We start from the raw sequence: 16,017 nt of genomic DNA, 5'->3' as shown, positions 1-16,017 counted from the left end.
TCTCTCTCTATCGTCGATCACTTAGGAACTACCCAATGAGCAAGTTGGAAATTGATAAGTCCAAGCCCGTTTTAGTCACCGGTGCCACCGGTTATGTTGCCGGCTGGATCGTGAAGCGTTTGCTGGAGGAGGGCGTGACCGTCCATGCGGCGGTGCGCAATCCCGATGACCGCAACAAGATCCGGCACCTGGATGAGATCGCGGGGAAGCTGCCCGGCACCATTCGCTACTTCAAGGCGGACCTGCTGGATCAGGACTCGTTTGCCGAAGCCATGGCGGGCTGCGGCATTGTCTTCCACACGGCATCGCCGTTCACGCTGAATATCCGCGATCCGCAGAAGGAATTGGTCGATCCGGCCTTGCTGGGGACCCGCAATGTGCTCGAAACGGCGAACCGCACCGCGTCCGTCAAGCGCGTGGTGCTGACCAGCAGCTGCGCTGCCATCTATGGCGACAACGCCGACATCGATCGGACTCCGGAAGGTGTGTTCACCGAAGAAGTGTGGAACAGCAGCTCGTCGCTGGACCACGCTCCGTATTCCTATTCGAAGGCGGTGGCAGAGCGCGAAGCCTGGGAAATCGCCAAGCGCCAGTCGGCATGGGAGCTGGTAGTGGTCAATCCAAGCCTGGTGATTGGCCCCGGCGTGAATCCGCACGGTACTTCGGAGAGCTTCAACATCGTGCGCCAGATGGGGGATGGACGCATGAAATCCGGCGTCCCCGACCTTGGCCTGGGCGCGGTGGACGTGCGCGACCTGGCTGAAGCACATTTGCGCGCCGCCTACCTGCCGCAGGCAAAGGGCCGCCATATCATCTCCGGCCATAACACTTCGCTGCTTGGCATTGCAAAAGCGCTCTTGCCGAAATTTGACGACTACCCGGTGCCGCGCCGTACCTTGCCGAAATGGCTGGTCTGGCTGGTCGCGCCGATGGTGGATAAGTCCACCACGCGCAAGTTCGTATCGCGCAATGTGGGCTTCTCGTGGTTTGCGGACAGCAGCAAGAGTGCGCGCGAGCTCGGCATGGTGTATCGTCCCTTGGAGTCGTCGATCCGCGATATGTTCCAGCAGATGATCGACAATGGCCTGATTCCTAAACCTTAGAGCATGAGACATCCCTCGCACTTTGCCATCCAGCCTGGCTGGAAACTGCTGCTCGCCGACATGGGCATCGATCCGGCGCAAGTTTTGCGCCTTGCTGGCCTCCCTGCGGACCTGTTCGCACGCCAGGACGCTTCGATCTCGCCGGCGCAGTTCTTCCAGCTATGGCAGGTGATCGAGGATACTGCGGGCGATGACATGGTGCTGCCGCTCAGGATTGGGCAGGCGATTTCGGTGGAAGCGTTTGATCCGCCGATCTTCGCCAGCTTGTGTAGTCCTAACCTGAACATCGCGTTCCAGCGTCTGTCTGTGTTCAAGAAGCTGTTTGGCCCAATGGCCTTGCTGGTCGATATCACGGAAAGCCACACTTCGGCGACATTGGAGTGCTACGCGGATGCGGGCCCGATCCCGCGCAGCATGGCCGCTGCAGAGTCGGTATTCCTGACCCAGTTGGTGCGGCTCGCGACGCGCCATCGCGTGGTGCCGATTGCGGTCACGATGCCGGAACTGCCGGATCGCATCGAGGACTACAGGGAATATTTTGGCGTCATGCCGAAGGCTGGCAGCGGGGTCACGGTCACTTTCTCGAAAGAGGACTCGGTCCGGCATTTTCTCACCGCGAACGAGGCGATGTGGGCGTTTTTTGAAGTGGGCTTGCGCGAGCGCCTCGGTAATCTGAATGCATCGGCGACGATGAGTGAGCGGGTCAAGGCTGTGTTGCTGGAAGGCCTGCCAGCTGGCCAATACACCGTTGACGATGTCGCTAAAAACCTGGCGGTGAGTAAGCGTGGCTTGCAGCGGCAGTTGAGCGTGGAGTCGGCGACATTCAAGGGCATCCTGAACGCGACCCGGCAGCAGCTTGCCGTGCACTACCTCCAGAAGCCGGGCATTGCGCAAGGGGAGATTGCGTTCCTGCTCGGCTTCCAGGATGTCAATTCCTTCATCCGGGCCTTCAAGGATTGGCAGGGTGTGACGCCTGGTGTATTCCGTCACGCGTCTTCGCCGGACTATGCAGCCATGTGACGAGCACGGTCGCCGCGATCGCGCCGAGCATCTGGGCGGCGACGTAGCCTGAAACGTCTTCCAGCCGGATGCCGGCCACCGTAGCCGTGGCGGCGCGTGCCAGCGTGAGGGCAGGGTTGGCGAACGAGCTCGATGCGGTGAACCAGTAAGCGGCAAGGATGTATGACGCGACGGCAAAGGGCGTAATCGCCGGGCGGCTCCGCGCGCAGCCGCTGATGACGAGAATCAGGCCGAAGGTTGCCACGAATTCGCTCCACCATTGCGTCGCGCCAGTCCTGGCGTGGGTTGCTGCGGCAAAGTAGGGCTCACCAAACATCGCGTGCGCGGCAGCCACGCCGGCGAAGGCGCCCAGGAACTGCGCTGCGGCATAGGGTAGCGTGTCGCTCCACTTCATGCCGCCTTGCCATGCTTCCGAGAGCGTGACGGCGGGGTTGAAATGCGCCCCGGAGATGGCCCCGAACGCCAGGATCAGCGCCAACAGCCCGCTGGCGCTGGCCACCGAATTGGCAAACAGTGCGATGGCGGCATTGCCGCCTGCCAGGCGGTCGGCCATGGTGGCGGAGCCCACCACCACGGCCAACAACAGCGCTGTGCCAAGGGCTTCGGCGGCAAGGCGTCTGGCGAGCCTCATGCCCGGGCGCGAACAGCGTCCACCGCGTCGAGGATTGCTTCACCGGTGGCAGGGGCGCGCAGCGGCGGGTTGATGCGGTAGTTGCCGACTGATGCGATGGCGTCGCGAATGGCCAGGAACACGGAGAACGGCAGCAGCAGCGGCGGCTCGCCGACCGCCTTGGAACGGTGGATGCTGTCGAACGGGTTGCGGTTCTTGAACAGGCGCACGTTGAACTCTTCCGGGCAGTCGGAAACGCCGGGAATCTTGTAGGTGGATGGCGCATGCGTCATCAGCTTGCCCTGCTGGTTCCACCACAGTTCTTCGGTCGTCAGCCAGCCCATGCCCTGCATGAAGGCGCCTTCCACCTGGCCCACGTCGATGGCGGGGTTCAGGGAGTTGCCGGCGTCGTACAGGCAGTCGGCTTTCAGCAGTTTCCATTCGCCGGTCAGGGTGTCGACGATGACTTCGGATACCGACGCGCCGTAGGCGTAGTAGCCGAAGGGATTGCCGCTCATGGTTTCGCGGTCCCAGCTCAGACCCGGGGTGGCATAGAAGCCGTCGGACCAGAGCTGTACGCGCGCCAGGTAGGCTTTCTGCACCAGGTCGGCGAACGGAATGACGGTTTCGCCGGCGAACACGGTGCCGTTGGCGAGGATGACTTCTTCGGCCGTTACGCCGAAGGACTTCGCAGCGAACTGCACCAGGCGCTGGCGCAGCGTGTGGGCAGCGTCCTGCGCGGCCTTGCCGTTCAAGTCGGCGCCGGTCGATGCGGCGGTGGCCGAGGTGTTTGCGACCTTGCTGGTGTCGGTGGCGGAGGCGCGCACGCTGGATAGCGGAATACCCAGTTCATGCGCCACCACCTGGCACACCTTGGTGTTGATGCCTTGGCCCATTTCAGTGCCGCCGTGGTTCACCAGCACCGAGCCGTCGACGTAAATGTGCACCAGCGCGCCGGCCTGGTTGAAGTGGGTGACGTTGAAGGCGATGCCGAATTTCACAGGCGTCAGCGCCAGGCCTTTCTTCAGCACCGGGTTGGTGGCGTTGAATTCACGGATTGCTTCGCGGCGGGAGCGGTAATTGGTTTCGCTTTCCAGTTGCGCCACCAGTTCGTGGATCACGTTGTCGACCACCTTCTGGCCGTACTGGGTGATGTTGCGGCCTTCTTCATCATTGCGGCCGTAGAAGTTCAGCTTGCGAACGTCGAGCGCGTCCTTGCCCAGGTTGCGGGCAATTTCGTCGACGATGTATTCGATGGCAATGGCGCCTTGCGGGCCGCCGAAGCCGCGGAAGGCGGTGTTGGACTGGGTGTTGGTCTTGCCCGCCATGGCCCGGATGTCCACGTCCGACAGGTAGTAGGTGTTGTCGAAATGGCAGATGGCGCGCGTTGCGACTGGTGCGGACAGGTCGGCCGAGAAACCGGCGCGGGTCACCATTTGCACCTTGGCAGCGGTGATCAGGCCCTGGTTGTCGTAGCCGATCTCGTATTCGTAATAGAAGCAGTGGCGCTTGCCGGTGACCATCATGTCGTCATCGCGGTCGGCGCGCAGCTTTACCGGGCGTTTCAGATGCACGGCGCTGACGGCGGCGCAGGCCGCCCACAACGCGGACTGCGACTCCTTGCCGCCGAAGCCCCCGCCCATGCGGCGGCATTCCACCACCACTGCGTGCGACGGGTAGTGCAGGGCGTGCGATACCACGTGCTGCATCTCGGTCGGGTGCTGGGTGGAGCAGTAGATGTGCATGCCTTTGCCTTCCTTCGGCAGGGCATACGAAATCTGGCCCTCCAGGTAGAACTGCTCCTGGCCACCGACGTGCAGCTTGCCTTTCAGGATGTGCGGGGAGCGTTCAAATGCCGCCTGCGCGTCGCCGCGCGTCAGGCGCATGGGTGGGACCACGAAGGATTCGGCGTCGCGTGCCGCCTCCGGCGTCAGGATGGCGGGCAATTCTTGATATTGGATGTCGGCCTTGCGGGCCGCGCGGCGGGCGTTGTCGTGGGTGTTTGCGACGACGATGAAGACCGGCTGGCCGACGTATTCGACTTTCTCTTCGGCGAGAATAGGGTCGTCGTGGATGATCGGGCCGCAATCGTTGGTGCCTGGGATGTCCTTGTAGGTGTAGACCGCCACGACGCCGGGCATGGCCTTCACTGGCTCCAGGTTGAGCGACAGGATGCGTGCGTGGGCTTTTGCCGACAGGCCCAGTGCTGCGTGCAGCGTGCCTTGCGCCTCCGGGATGTCGTCGGTGTAAACGGCTTCACCCAGCACGTGCAGGATGGCCGATTCGTGCGGATGGCTCTGGCCCACTTCGGACCAGCCTTTGGCGGCGCCCAGCGTCATGAACTGTTCTGACTTGCTGTTCATGCGGCGGCTCCTTCCTTGAATGCGTAAGCATTGACGCGGGTGTTCGATACAGCATCCTCCGGGTGGGTCTCCATCCAGAAGCGGCGCAGCAGGTTCTGTGCGGTGCGCATGCGGTAGTTGGCGGAGGCGCGCATATCGGTCAGCGGCGTATAGTCCTTCGCCAGCGCTTCCATGCCGGCGCGCAGGGTGGTCTCGTTCCATGGCTGGCCGTTGATGGCAGCTTCGGCCAGCGGTGCTCGGCGCGAGGTTGCAGCCATGCCGCCGTAAGCGATGTGGGCGTTGCGGACTACGCCGTCATCGAGTTCTAACGAGTAGGCGGCGCAAACGGCGGAAATATCCTGGTCGTAGCGCTTGGCCAGCTTGTAGGTGCGGAATCGCTGGCCCGCTTTCGGAGCTGGGATGCGCACTGCTTCCACGAATTCGCCCGGTTGCCAGTCCTTTTTCATGTAATCGAGGTAGAAGTCCTGCAACAGCAGCACGCGCTGGCCTTTGTCCGAGCGCAGCACAATTTCGGCGCCGAGCACGATCATCCAAGGTGCGGAGTCGCCGATCGGCGAACCGTTGGCGACGCTGCCGCCCAGGGTGCCGGTGCTGCGGATAGGCTGGGAGGCGAAGCGTTGCCACAGTTCGTGCAGCGAGTCGTTCGGATACAGTTCCAGCACAGCTTTGTAGGCGTCGTCCAGCGATACGGCGGCGCCGATTTCCAGCTTGTCGTCGACGCTGACGATGCGGTGCAGCTCCTGCACCTGGCGGGTGTAGATCACGTCGCCCAGGTTGCGCATCTGTTTGGTGACCCACAGGCCGACGTCGGTCGAGCCGGCAAGGATGGTGGCGCTCGGCTTGGCGGCGCGCAGGGCGCTCATCTCGGCCAGGGTGCGCGGTGCGTGGAAAGTCTGGCCGTCGTGGGTGTAGCTGAACATGGTGTCGCGTTGCAGGTCCTGCAGGACTGCTTTCAGTGCTGCGCGGTCGAAGTCGACCGCCGGCAACTCGCCCATGCGGGCGGCTGCATCAATAATCGGGCGGTAACCCGTGCAGCGGCACAGGTTACCGGATAGTGTCTCATCGATCGTTTTGCGGCATGGCGGCGCGCTCCGGCCTTCCTGTTTCAGGTACAGGCTCCACAGCGACATGGCGAAGCCGGGAGTACAGAAACCGCATTGGGAACCATGGCATTCCACCAGGGCTTCCTGCACCGGGTGCAGGCCGCCGTCTGGCTGTTTCAGGTCTTCCACCGTGAACACTGCCTTGCCGTCCAGGGTTGGCAGGAACTGGATGCACGAGTTCACGTTGCGCATTTCCAGTTCGCCGTCCACCAGCGAGCCGATCACCACGGTGCAGGCGCCGCAGTCGCCTTCGGCGCAGCCCTCCTTGGTGCCGGTGCAGTGCAGGTCTTCCCGCAGGTGTTGCAACACCGTGCGGGTCGGGGCGGCGGAATCGACTTCCTGCACGCGCCCCTGGTAGAAGAAACGAATCGGTTGGGACATCTTTTGCTACTCCTTACTTCATCCTGCGATGTAAATTGTTTTGAACAGGAACACGCCAGCGACACACCAGATCATGGCGCTGACTTCTTTGTACTTACCGGTCAGCAGTTTCAGGGCGGCGTAGCTGATGAAGCCCAGCGCCAGGCCGTTGGCGATCGAGTAGGTGAACGGCATGACCAGCGCGGTGACGACGGCGGGCACGCTTTCGGTGGTCTCGGCCCAGTTGATCTCCGACATTTCGCGCAGCATCAGGCAGGCGACGAAGAACAGGGCTGGTGCGGTGGCGTAGGCAGGTACCACGCCGGCCAGCGGCGCGATGAACAGGGCTGCCAGGAACAGCAGTGCCACGATGACTGCGGTCAAGCCGGTACGACCGCCTGCCTGGACCCCGGCCGCGCTTTCGATGAAGGCAGTGGTGCTCGAGGTGCCCATCACGGCGCCGGCGATGATGGCGCCGGAGTCGGCCAGCAGGGCCTTGTTCATGTTGGCCGGCAGTTTGCCGTCTTTCATCAGGCCGGCGCGCTGGGCCACGCCCATCAGGGTGCCGGTGGCGTCGAACAGTTCAACCAGGAAGAACACCAGCACCACGTTGAACAGGCCGTGCGATACCGCGCCCATGATGTCCAGTTCGAAAGCGGTAGGGGAGATCGAAGGAGGCACCGATACGATGCCGTGGAATTCATTACCGCCGAAGAAGAAGCTCAGCACGGTCACGGCCATGATGCCGATCAGCAGGGCGCCGGTGACCTTCAGGCGGTCCAGCGCGACGATGACCAGGAACCCGACGATGGCCAGCACTGGGGCCGGCTTGTGCAGGTCGCCCATGGTGACGAAGGTGGCAGGGCTGGAGACCACGATGCCCGCGTTCTTCAGCGAGATCAGCGCCAGGAACAGGCCGACCCCGGCCGGAATCGCGATACGCAGCGAGGCCGGAATGGCATTCATGATTTTTTCACGGATGCGCAGCAGGCTGACGATCATGAAGCAGCAGCCGGAGATGAACACCGCGCCCAAGGCGGCTTGCCATGGGAAGCCCATGCCTGCCACCACGCCGTAGGCGAAGTAGGCGTTCAGGCCCATGCCCGGCGCCAGGCCGATCGGGAAGTTGGCGTACAGGCCCATGATCAAGGTGCCGACGGCCGCCGCCACGCAGGTGGCCACAAAGACCGAGTCTTTCGGCATGCCAGCATCGCCCAGGATGGATGGGTTGACGAAGATGATGTACGCCATCGTCAGGAAGGTGGTAATACCGGCCAGCACCTCAGTGCGCACGTCGGTGCCGTGCGCACTGAGCTTGAAATATTGTTCCAGGAATTGCATTTTGGTGTCTCCGTTTAGTTTTTAGCGCCCGAAATTCCGCCTCTCCGGGCGGACAAATATGGCGTCCTCGTTCTCTTTGTTTTAACAATATCGTTGATGGCCTCCCATTCGGCTTATATGCCGTGGCATATCATCTATCTCGGTTCAGTTATAGTTGCGCAGGAAGCTGAGCAGGATGCGGGCCGACAGGTCGGCGTCATCGTCGGTCATGGTCTCCAGCGGGTTGTGGCTGATGCCGCCGTTGCCGCAGCGCGTGAACAGCATGGCGACGTCAGTGACGCGGGCCATCAGCATGGCGTCGTGGCCGGCGCCGGAGGCGAGCTGGAAGGCTGGGATGCCATGGCGCTCCACGGCCGCTGCCAGTTGCTCCATCAAGCGTGGTGCGCATGGTGCGCAATCGGCTGCCACTGTCTGTTCGACCTGGGCCGTGATGTGGCGTTTTTCGCACACTTTTTCGATGTGGGCGAGGATGTCGTCCACGGCGGCATCGCGCGCAGCGTTGTTGGCGGCGCGGATATCGAGTGACAGGGTGCAGGCGCCCGGAATGACATTGGTGGAGCCGTTTGGCACCTGCAACTGGCCGACGGTGCCGACCAGGGCTGAATCCTGGTCCTGCGCACAGCGCTGCTCCACGTACAGGATGATTTCTGCGGCTGCGGTGGCGGCGTCCTTTCGCATCGGCATAGGCGTGGTGCCCGCGTGGCTGGCAACGCCTTTCAGTTCCAGCAGATACCGCTTGCTGCCCGCGATGGAGGTCACCACGCCGACCGGCAAGCCGCGCTCCAGCAATACCGGTCCTTGTTCGATATGGATTTCGACGAAGCCAAGCAAGTCGGCCGGATCGCGCGCGATGTCGGCAATGGCGTTGACGTCATGGTCGGCGTCGGTCAGCACGTCGCGCAGTAACTGGCCGTCGCGGTCGCGCACCTCCAGCAGCTTCGGATCGAACTGGCCGATCACGGCGCTGCTGCCGAGGAAAGTGCTCTTGAAACGCACGCCTTCCTCTTCAGCGAAGCCGATTACTTCGAGGTGGAAGGGCAGGGTTTCGCCGGTTTCGTGCAAGTGCTTGACCACGGCAATGGCGGTCAGGATGCCCTGGCGGCCATCGTACTTGCCGCCGTTGCGCACCGTGTCGTAGTGCGAACCGGTGAGCAGGGTGCGTGCCTGCGGATCGGTGGACAGGTAGCGGCCCACGACATTGCCCACGGCGTCGATATGGGCGTGCATGCCCGCTTCGCGCATCCACTTGGCCAGTTGGTTGGCGGTGCGGCGATGCGTTGGCGTCATGTAGGTGCAGGTGAGGCCTTGTTCGTCCTCGCTCATCACGCCGATTTCTTCGGCCCATTCCATGATGTCGCGGCCCATATGCGGCACGTAGGAAAGCAGTGCGTTCAGGCGCATCTCGGCGATGCGGTGGATCTGGCGCAGTGCTTCGCGCTGTTCGTCGTCGGCCTGGTTGCGCAGGCGTCGGCGGAAGGCAGCAATGATGGCCTGGCGCGACAGGCCTTTGCCGTCGCCGCCCTTGACCGCCAGGATGAAGGGGAAACCGAACTTGCTGTTGTAAGCGCCGTTCAGTTCCTGCAGTGCCGCGAATTCTTCTTTGGTGCACAGGTTCAGGCCAGCCTTGGCCTGTTCGCCGGTGGACTCCGGCGTCAGTTCGCCCGCCACAGCGGCTTTGCCTGCGAGTTCCGGGTGGGCGCGGATCAGGCCAAGTTGTTCGTCGTTGCTGGCTTCCGTCACAACCCTTTGCAGGCCGAGTTTCAGTTCGTCGATGCTGCGGAATGGACGCTGCTCTGCGGCGCGCTGGGGAATCCATGGGGAATGCTCATACAGGCCGTGCAGGATCTCGGTAAAAGTCCCTGCGTCGCAGGTGTTCAGTCGCTTCAGGCTCGTCATCGTGCTTCGGGCCGCCGCCTGGCGACGGCCCGCTCCAAGTAAGGTGTTCTGGGGAATGGCGAATTGATAATAGGGGCCCGGCAGGCGTGAGATATAACGCTGGGCCGATATCAGCTATCTGGGGCGGTTCTATTTCACCAGCAGGCGGGCCGCTGCACTGACCTGGGCGCGCAGCCATTTGTGCTCGGTGGCGTGATGGGCACGCTCGTGCCATAGCTGGTAGAAGCTCAGCGGCGGGAAGTCGAGCGGCACTTTGTAGGATTTCAGCCCCAGCAGATTCTCGTAGAAATACGCGAATTGTTTGCCACTCGTCAAAACCAGATCTGTCTGCTGAACTATGTAAGGCAGCATGCGGAAGTGTGCCGATTCCACAACAATATTGCGCTCCATATCGCGCTCCTCGAGGAAGGAGTCGATGTTGCCATGGTAGCCCGGCAGGATCTGGGCCGGGGCGACGTGCGGCAGGGTGAGATATTCCTCGGGCGTCATGCCGTCTTTCGGTGTGCGGCGGGCATAGGCGCTGTTGGCGCGCATCAGGCACACGATCGGGTCGTCGAACAGCTTGGAAATGTGCAGGTGCTGGGGCGGTTCATCCCAGTTGCCGACCACCAGGTCCAGGTCGCCATCCGACAGCAGGCGCACATAGTCGATGTCCGGGCCCAGCGAATGGATCACCAGGCGGCTGCGCGGCGATTCGCGGCGCAGGCGGGCGATCACCTCGGTGAAGAACTGGGTGTTCATATAGTCCGGCGCAGCGATATGGAAGGTGCGCGCCTCATCCTGCGGCACAAACGCAGTTTTTGGGCTGAACAGGCTTTCGGTTTCGTCGAGGATGCGCTTGGCGGTCTTCAACAGGCTCTCGCCGTGTTGTGTCGGCACCATGCCGCGGCCGCCGCGCACCAGCAGCGGATCGCCGGTCAGGTCGCGCAGCTTGCGCAATGAGCCGGAAATGGAGGGCTGCGGCTGATTCAGTTTAAGGGCCACGCGCGATACGTTTTTCTCCACCAGCAGCAGGTACAGAATACGGATCAGGTGGATGTCTAAGTGTTCTGGCAATCTGGACATCATGGTCTCCGAATATTATTTATTTAGATTTATCCATGAGAGGTTCGCACCTTCCGGGCCGCGAAACTATATCTCCAGGACTATGCGAGTTATATAGGAAATGGAAGGTCTCCCGCGCCCGCAACCGATATCGTTCCATCCACGCAGGTCGTAGCGGCGGCGGTATGACGACCGTTTAGTTCATCTGAAGTGCCCGCCAGAGGCAGGTGAACGGACTTAATGGATAAAAATCATGGAGACATTGTTCGGCCCTTATGGGGTGGAATGGCTTAATTTGCTGGTGCGCTGGCTGCACCTGATCACCGGGATCGCCTGGATTGGCGCCTCGTTTTACTTCGTCTGGCTGGACAATTCGATCAGGCCGCCCAAGCCCGGCAGCGCGCTCGCCAAGAAGGGTGTGATGGGCGAGCTGTGGGCGGTGCACGGCGGCGGCTTCTATAACCCGCAAAAATACCTGGTCGCGCCGGATGAACTGCCGGCAGACCTGCATTGGTTCAAATGGGAAGCCTATGCCACCTGGCTGAGCGGATTTGCCATGCTGATCATCGTTTACTACTTCAACGCGTCGGCGATGATGATCGATAAGAACGTGGCCGACCTGTCGTCGCTGCAGGCGGTGGCAGTGGGCCTGGGCACGCTGGCTGGCGGCTGGCTGGTGTACGACACCCCTGTGCAAGACCGCTTTGGCCGAAAAGCCCGCCGTGCTGGGCACCGTGATGTTCGTGCTGATCGTGGGCGCGGCTTATGTGCTGACCCATACCCTGAGCGGCCGCGCTGCCTACATCCACGTCGGCGCCATGATCGGCACCATGATGGTTGGTAACGTGCTGTTTGTGATCATCCCTGGCCAGCGCAAGCTGGTGGACGCGATGGCCAAGGGCCAGTCGCCCGATCCGGTCTACGGCAAGCGCGCCAAAGTGCGCTCGGTGCACAACAACTACTTCACGCTGCCTGTGCTGCTGATCATGATCAGCAACCACTACGCCATGACCTACAGCCACGCCTATAGCTGGCTGGTACTGGCCGCCATCATGGCTGCCGGGGTGCTGATTCGCCACTTCTTCAACCTGCGCCATGCGGGCAAGGTATCGCCGGCGTTTCCAATTGCCGGCGTGATCCTGCTGGCTGGGGTGGCTGTCGCGATTGCCCCTGCGCCGCGCAAGGCAGTTGCAGCGCCGGCGAGTGTCGCCGCCGCCGTGGATGCCGATGGCCATGCCGCCGCTCCGGCTGGACAGGCCAGCCTGGCCAGCGTACAGCAAGTGGTAACGCAACGCTGCGCTTCCTGCCACTCTGCGACCCCGACCCAGGCGGGTTTCGCGTCAGCCCCGGGCGGCGTGATGCTCGATACCGAGGCCCAGCTTAAACAGCACGCGGCCAAGATCTACCAGCGTGCGGTGCAGAATAAGGATATGCCGCTGGCGAACATGACCCATATGACCGACGCTGAACGCCAGCTGATCGGCACCTGGTTCGAGACCAGCGCGAACTGAAAGGAAAAGCAATGAGTAACGTAACGATTGACGGCTTCAACCTGAGCGCCGAAGAAGTGCTGGCCGTGGCGCGCGACGGCGCCAAGGTCGAACTGTCCGCCACCTCGCGCGCCGCGCTGAAGGAAAGCCGCGACTTCATCGAATCCACCTGGATGCACGACGAAGCGCCGATGATGTACAGCTTCAATACCGGCGTGGGCCTGCTGAAGGATACGCGCATCAAGGTCGAGCACATCGAACTGTTCCAGACGCAGCTGATCAAGGCCCATAGCGGCGGCATCGGCGAGCCATTTTCGGAAGAGGTGAGCCGCGCCACCATGCTGTTGCGCGCGAACGCCTTCGCCAGCAACTACTCCGCGCCGCGCGCGGAAGTGGTGGACCGCCTGCTGGCCTTCATCAACGCCGGCATTCACCCGATCATGCCGCAGAAGGGCTCCGTGGGCGCATCCGGCGACCTGGCGCCGCTGGCCTACCTGGCAGCCGCCATCGCCGGTTTCGATGAAGCGGAAGTGATGTATAAAGGCGTACGCATGCCGGCCGCCGAAGCGATCACGAAGGCCGAAGTCGGCCCGGTGAAGTTCGACCTCAAGGCCAAGGATGCATCGGCCCTGATCAACGGTTGCACCGCCTCACTGGCCGTCGCCGTTCTGGCCGCCAAGGATGCGCGCGACCTGCTGACCGACGCCTGCCTTTCGCTGGGCCTGACACTGGAAGCCATGCGCGCCGAGATGGCTGCCTTCGACCCTCGCATCCAACAAGCGCGCCCGCATCCGGGCCAAATCAAGACCGCTTCCGTGGTGCGCAAGCTGCTGAAAGGTTCCACCCGCACCACGCACGAAGCGCGCGCCGTGCAATTTCCGGACGAACTGCGCCGAACCGACATCCCCTATACCCCGCGTATCCAGGACGTGTACTCGCTGCGCTGCACTCCGCAAGTCTACGGTCCCGTGTTCGATGCACTGGACTACATTGATACCATCGTAAAGAACGAGATCAACTCGGCCACCGACAACCCGCTGATCTTTGGCAAGGACAGCGGCGGTTTCGAGATCATCTCCGGCGGCAACTTCCACGGCCAGTACCTGGCGCAGGCGATGGACTTGCTGGCGATGGCAATCACGGACCTGGGCAGCATCTGCGAGCGCCGCGTAGCGCGCCTGATCGACCCCACGCTGTCGTGGGGCTTGCCGCGCAACCTGATGTCCGGCCTGCGTGGCGTGAACACAGGCTATCCGGTGGTGCAATGCTCGCTCAGCTCCCTAGTGATGGAAAACCGCACACTGTCGATGCCTGGCAGCGTGGACTCGATTCCATCGAAGGCCAATAGCGAAGACCACATCTCCAATTCCACCTGGTGCGCGCGCAAGGCACATACCGTGGTGCAGAACACGCAATACATCGTGGGTGTGGAGATGCTGTTGGCAGCGCAAGCGCTGACCATGACCGAGCACCTGCTGCCAGGTTTCAAGCTGGGGGAGGGCACGCAAGCCGCTTACGACGAGATCCGCAAGCAGATCCCGGCCTGCCTCGACGGCGACCGCTGGTTCCACAACGACATCCAGGTCGCACACAGCTTCGTCACCAGCCGCTCGGTGCAGGAAGCGGTGACAGCGAAGGTTGGCGAATTCGTCTAACGGTTCGCTGTTCCCAGGAAAACGGCCCGCATGGGCCGTTTTTTGTGCCGCGCTTCGAAAACGATGGAGTAGATCTGAATGACAAATCTGAAGTTGTTGTTAAAGATGGTGGCAAGCTTTCTTGCGTTGCTCCTCCTGTTAATCGCATTCGTGTTCTTCGTCAATCGCGAAGACAAGCCACCATCCGAGTCGGTCGTCAAGTTGCAGGGTATTGCGAAGGCCACGAAGCCCGTCGGGGACCGTGACAATGCCTACGTCTATGTCATGGGCTTCTCCGCATCGGACAATGCCGATGTGATGTCGGAAGGCGCCGCGCGGGTCGAACAGATACGAAAGTCCTTGGAATCTTCCGGGGCGGACGCGATCGCCGAAATGCCTGGCGAGGGACAGCTTCAGCGAGATCCCATCCAATTGATTGAACGATATGAGCGCCTGCTGGAATTCAAACTGTGGCGCGAAATCTGGTCGGGTGACGCGCGCTCGCCGAATGCAGTATTCGATCTGGTCTTTGAAGCGCAACGCCAGATGTATTTAAAGGCCTTGGCGCTGGATGTTAAAGGAGATGCATCCGATTGCAAACGCATGCTGGAAAAGGATTATCGGTTCTGGCGGATGGTCCTGGCCGAGAGTGTCAGCGCGAATGTGAAGATGATCGCAGCCCGCAGCATTGAGCTGCATTTTGAAATGGGCAATCTTGTGGTGCGCCGTTTTCCACCAGCGCTGACAATGACGGCGATTCCGGATGGCTGGCGGGAGCCGTTCTCCAGTCGCGAACGGTCCTTGGCGAAGATGATGGCCAACGAATGGACATTTTCCGACTTGCGGCCCGACGACGAGCGCTCCAATAACCTGGTGTCAATGCTTTTCGGAAGTTTCCTGTACCAGCCCCAGGCGACGAGCAATGCTAATGCCGACCGTATGCTTCGCGTAGCCGAGTTGTATGACCGCGACTACGCCACAATTCCGCAAGCCGCAGCCACTTTCCTGGCGTCCTACGGGAATGAGAAGAAGGCCGCAGCCGACATTGGCGTCTACAATCCGGTCGGCAGGATCCTGCTGAATATGGAGGGTATGGATGCATACACCGCATACGGATTTCGGGTCGTCAATCTGGAAGGAATGCGCAGGGTCGCACTGCTGGCATCCCAACTGCGAAGCAGCGGTGCCAAAGGCAACGACGTGGCCGAAGGGGTGCGAACAAGCGATCTGCGCGACCCTTACGATGACAAGGAGTTCGCCTGGGATCCGGAACACAGCTCCCTCCTGTTCAGCCGAACGCTCGAAGGGAAGCCGGATTTCAAGATCGTTTATTGAGGAGTGGTAGCCAGGATGGTATGCTGCCGCCATGAAAATCTCCAGCAACCCGACCCGCGAAGGCATACGTTTCCGCTGGCATCTGATGCGCATTGCCGCAGTCGCGGTGATGCTGGCTGCCTTCTGGTTTCGAGACAATGCGGTTAATCTGGTAGCTGCAGGCCTGGTGACACTTGTTGCAGCGTATTCATCGAAAATCAACGATGAGGACTTATTGGTAGAGGTTTTCGATGATGGCGAAAGTCTTCGGTTCCTGCTCGGAGAGCTTCACGCATCTGTTCGCATGGCAGAGATCGAGAAAGTCGCGTTCCACGACGGCGGCGACGGGACGGACAAGGTGACAGTCACGCTCGCGCAGACGACGCCATTTGGTCGAGTCATTGAATTAACCCCGGAGCCGGTTTACGTCTTCGACTGGAATGTAAAAGTATGGTTCGCCGATCTGCAACGTCGTGTAGAGGAAGCGAAATCCAACGTCGAAGAAATAGCTACGTGACATCATGCCACTGGCCGTCATCCCACCACTCGACGGCCAGGATGATCTTGACCTCGTAGGAATCGCCATCGTTTTGGCGATAGATCTCAACTCCGAGGGAACGGGCGAGTGCATTGTCATATCGCCTGAAAGCTTGCAGCACTTGCGCATCTGCCGCTTGGGGATATACCTCGAAGCAAATGAGACGATCGCACTCGTCGATGGCCACTAATTGACGGGCCA

Annotated in this window: 12 protein-coding genes and 1 pseudogene; 6 read left to right on the top strand and 7 right to left on the bottom strand. The window is 61.5% G+C overall.

Features of this window, described 5'->3' with window-relative positions:
* Positions 1 to 35 precede the first annotated feature (35 nt).
* Together ACQ4MM_RS10310 and ACQ4MM_RS10305 are read left to right on the top strand one after the other, a co-directional pair.
* Positions 36 to 1,103, top strand: a complete 1,068-nt coding sequence (locus tag ACQ4MM_RS10310) for an NAD-dependent epimerase/dehydratase family protein (protein ID WP_431477283.1) — start codon at positions 36 to 38, stop codon at positions 1,101 to 1,103.
* Between the two features lie 60 nt (positions 1,104 to 1,163).
* Positions 1,164 to 2,123 (top strand): AraC family transcriptional regulator ligand-binding domain-containing protein, encoded by a 960-nt coding sequence (locus ACQ4MM_RS10305; protein ID WP_431477282.1) that lies wholly within the window; start codon positions 1,164 to 1,166, stop codon positions 2,121 to 2,123.
* Here ACQ4MM_RS10305 and ACQ4MM_RS10300 read toward each other — a convergent pair.
* The 6 genes from ACQ4MM_RS10300 to ACQ4MM_RS10275 all read right to left on the bottom strand — a co-directional run bounded on the left by ACQ4MM_RS10300 (position 2,053) and on the right by ACQ4MM_RS10275 (position 10,861).
* A complete protein-coding gene (locus ACQ4MM_RS10300; RefSeq protein WP_431477281.1) occupies positions 2,053 to 2,754 on the bottom strand; it encodes an aquaporin in 702 nt (233 codons plus the stop codon). The two genes, ACQ4MM_RS10305 and ACQ4MM_RS10300, sit on opposite strands and share 71 nt — an antisense overlap.
* Positions 2,751 to 5,096 carry a xanthine dehydrogenase molybdopterin binding subunit gene (gene xdhB / locus ACQ4MM_RS10295; RefSeq protein ID WP_431477280.1) on the bottom strand — a complete coding sequence of 782 codons (2,346 nt, stop codon included), beginning with the start codon at positions 5,094 to 5,096 and terminating at the stop codon, positions 2,751 to 2,753. The genes ACQ4MM_RS10300 and xdhB overlap by 4 nt, the downstream gene beginning before the upstream one ends.
* The gene (xdhA, locus tag ACQ4MM_RS10290) at positions 5,093 to 6,580 is read right to left on the bottom strand and encodes a xanthine dehydrogenase small subunit (protein ID WP_431477279.1); all 1,488 of its coding nucleotides are present in this window, start codon (positions 6,578 to 6,580) and stop codon (positions 5,093 to 5,095) included. Before xdhA ends, xdhB begins: the two co-directional genes overlap by 4 nt.
* An 18-nt stretch (positions 6,581 to 6,598) precedes the next feature.
* The gene (locus ACQ4MM_RS10285) at positions 6,599 to 7,900 is read right to left on the bottom strand and encodes an NCS2 family permease (RefSeq protein ID WP_431477278.1); all 1,302 of its coding nucleotides are present in this window, start codon (positions 7,898 to 7,900) and stop codon (positions 6,599 to 6,601) included.
* 144 nt (positions 7,901 to 8,044) lie between these two features.
* On the bottom strand, positions 8,045 to 9,796 hold the full coding sequence (locus ACQ4MM_RS10280) for an allantoate amidohydrolase (protein ID WP_431477277.1): 1,752 nt from the start codon (positions 9,794 to 9,796) through the stop codon (positions 8,045 to 8,047).
* A gap of 129 nt (positions 9,797 to 9,925) precedes the next feature.
* A complete protein-coding gene (locus tag ACQ4MM_RS10275; protein ID WP_431477340.1) occupies positions 9,926 to 10,861 on the bottom strand; it encodes a LysR family transcriptional regulator in 936 nt (311 codons plus the stop codon).
* Between the two features lie 232 nt (positions 10,862 to 11,093).
* On the opposite strand from ACQ4MM_RS10275, the pseudogene ACQ4MM_RS10270 reads away from it, so the two are divergent.
* From ACQ4MM_RS10270 to ACQ4MM_RS10255, 4 genes and pseudogenes are all read left to right on the top strand, one after another.
* A pseudogene (locus ACQ4MM_RS10270) lies at positions 11,094 to 12,351 on the top strand (urate hydroxylase PuuD).
* Between the two features lie 11 nt (positions 12,352 to 12,362).
* The gene (locus ACQ4MM_RS10265; protein WP_431477276.1) at positions 12,363 to 13,985 is read left to right on the top strand and encodes an HAL/PAL/TAL family ammonia-lyase; all 1,623 of its coding nucleotides are present in this window, start codon (positions 12,363 to 12,365) and stop codon (positions 13,983 to 13,985) included.
* A gap of 78 nt (positions 13,986 to 14,063) precedes the next feature.
* Positions 14,064 to 15,299, top strand: coding sequence for a hypothetical protein (locus ACQ4MM_RS10260; protein ID WP_431477275.1), 1,236 nt, complete (start codon positions 14,064 to 14,066; stop codon positions 15,297 to 15,299).
* Positions 15,300 to 15,330: 31 nt separating this feature from the next.
* Entirely contained in the window at positions 15,331 to 15,795 is a 465-nt protein-coding gene (locus ACQ4MM_RS10255; protein ID WP_431477274.1) for a hypothetical protein, read from the top strand.
* Here ACQ4MM_RS10255 and ACQ4MM_RS10250 read toward each other — a convergent pair.
* The coding region (locus ACQ4MM_RS10250) for a hypothetical protein (RefSeq protein WP_431477273.1) at positions 15,788 to 16,017 on the bottom strand (230 nt) is incomplete at its 5' end. The two genes, ACQ4MM_RS10255 and ACQ4MM_RS10250, sit on opposite strands and share 8 nt — an antisense overlap.

The organism is Massilia eburnea (assembly GCF_050709955.1).
GTDB lineage: Bacteria > Pseudomonadota > Gammaproteobacteria > Burkholderiales > Burkholderiaceae_D > Rugamonas > Rugamonas eburnea_A.
The sequence above is the reverse complement of the archived record's forward strand: the minus strand, read 5'-3'. Positions and strand labels throughout refer to the sequence as shown.

What these genes read in the sequence shown, in the direction of transcription:
- ACQ4MM_RS10255 (WP_431477274.1), top strand. Translation starts at nt 15,331, where the DNA reads ATGAAAATCTCCAGCAACCCGACCCGCGAAGGCATACGTTTCCGCTGG.
- ACQ4MM_RS10280 (WP_431477277.1), bottom strand. Translation starts at nt 9,796, where the DNA reads ATGACGAGCCTGAAGCGACTGAACACCTGCGACGCAGGGACTTTTACC.
- ACQ4MM_RS10305 (WP_431477282.1), top strand. Translation starts at nt 1,164, where the DNA reads ATGGGCATCGATCCGGCGCAAGTTTTGCGCCTTGCTGGCCTCCCTGCG.
- ACQ4MM_RS10265 (WP_431477276.1), top strand. Translation starts at nt 12,363, where the DNA reads ATGAGTAACGTAACGATTGACGGCTTCAACCTGAGCGCCGAAGAAGTG.
- ACQ4MM_RS10310 (WP_431477283.1), top strand. Translation starts at nt 36, where the DNA reads ATGAGCAAGTTGGAAATTGATAAGTCCAAGCCCGTTTTAGTCACCGGT.
- ACQ4MM_RS10300 (WP_431477281.1), bottom strand. Translation starts at nt 2,754, where the DNA reads ATGAGGCTCGCCAGACGCCTTGCCGCCGAAGCCCTTGGCACAGCGCTG.
- ACQ4MM_RS10285 (WP_431477278.1), bottom strand. Translation starts at nt 7,900, where the DNA reads ATGCAATTCCTGGAACAATATTTCAAGCTCAGTGCGCACGGCACCGAC.
- xdhB (WP_431477280.1), bottom strand. Translation starts at nt 5,096, where the DNA reads ATGAACAGCAAGTCAGAACAGTTCATGACGCTGGGCGCCGCCAAAGGC.
- xdhA (WP_431477279.1), bottom strand. Translation starts at nt 6,580, where the DNA reads ATGTCCCAACCGATTCGTTTCTTCTACCAGGGGCGCGTGCAGGAAGTC.
- ACQ4MM_RS10275 (WP_431477340.1), bottom strand. Translation starts at nt 10,861, where the DNA reads ATGTCCAGATTGCCAGAACACTTAGACATCCACCTGATCCGTATTCTG.
- ACQ4MM_RS10260 (WP_431477275.1), top strand. Translation starts at nt 14,064, where the DNA reads ATGACAAATCTGAAGTTGTTGTTAAAGATGGTGGCAAGCTTTCTTGCG.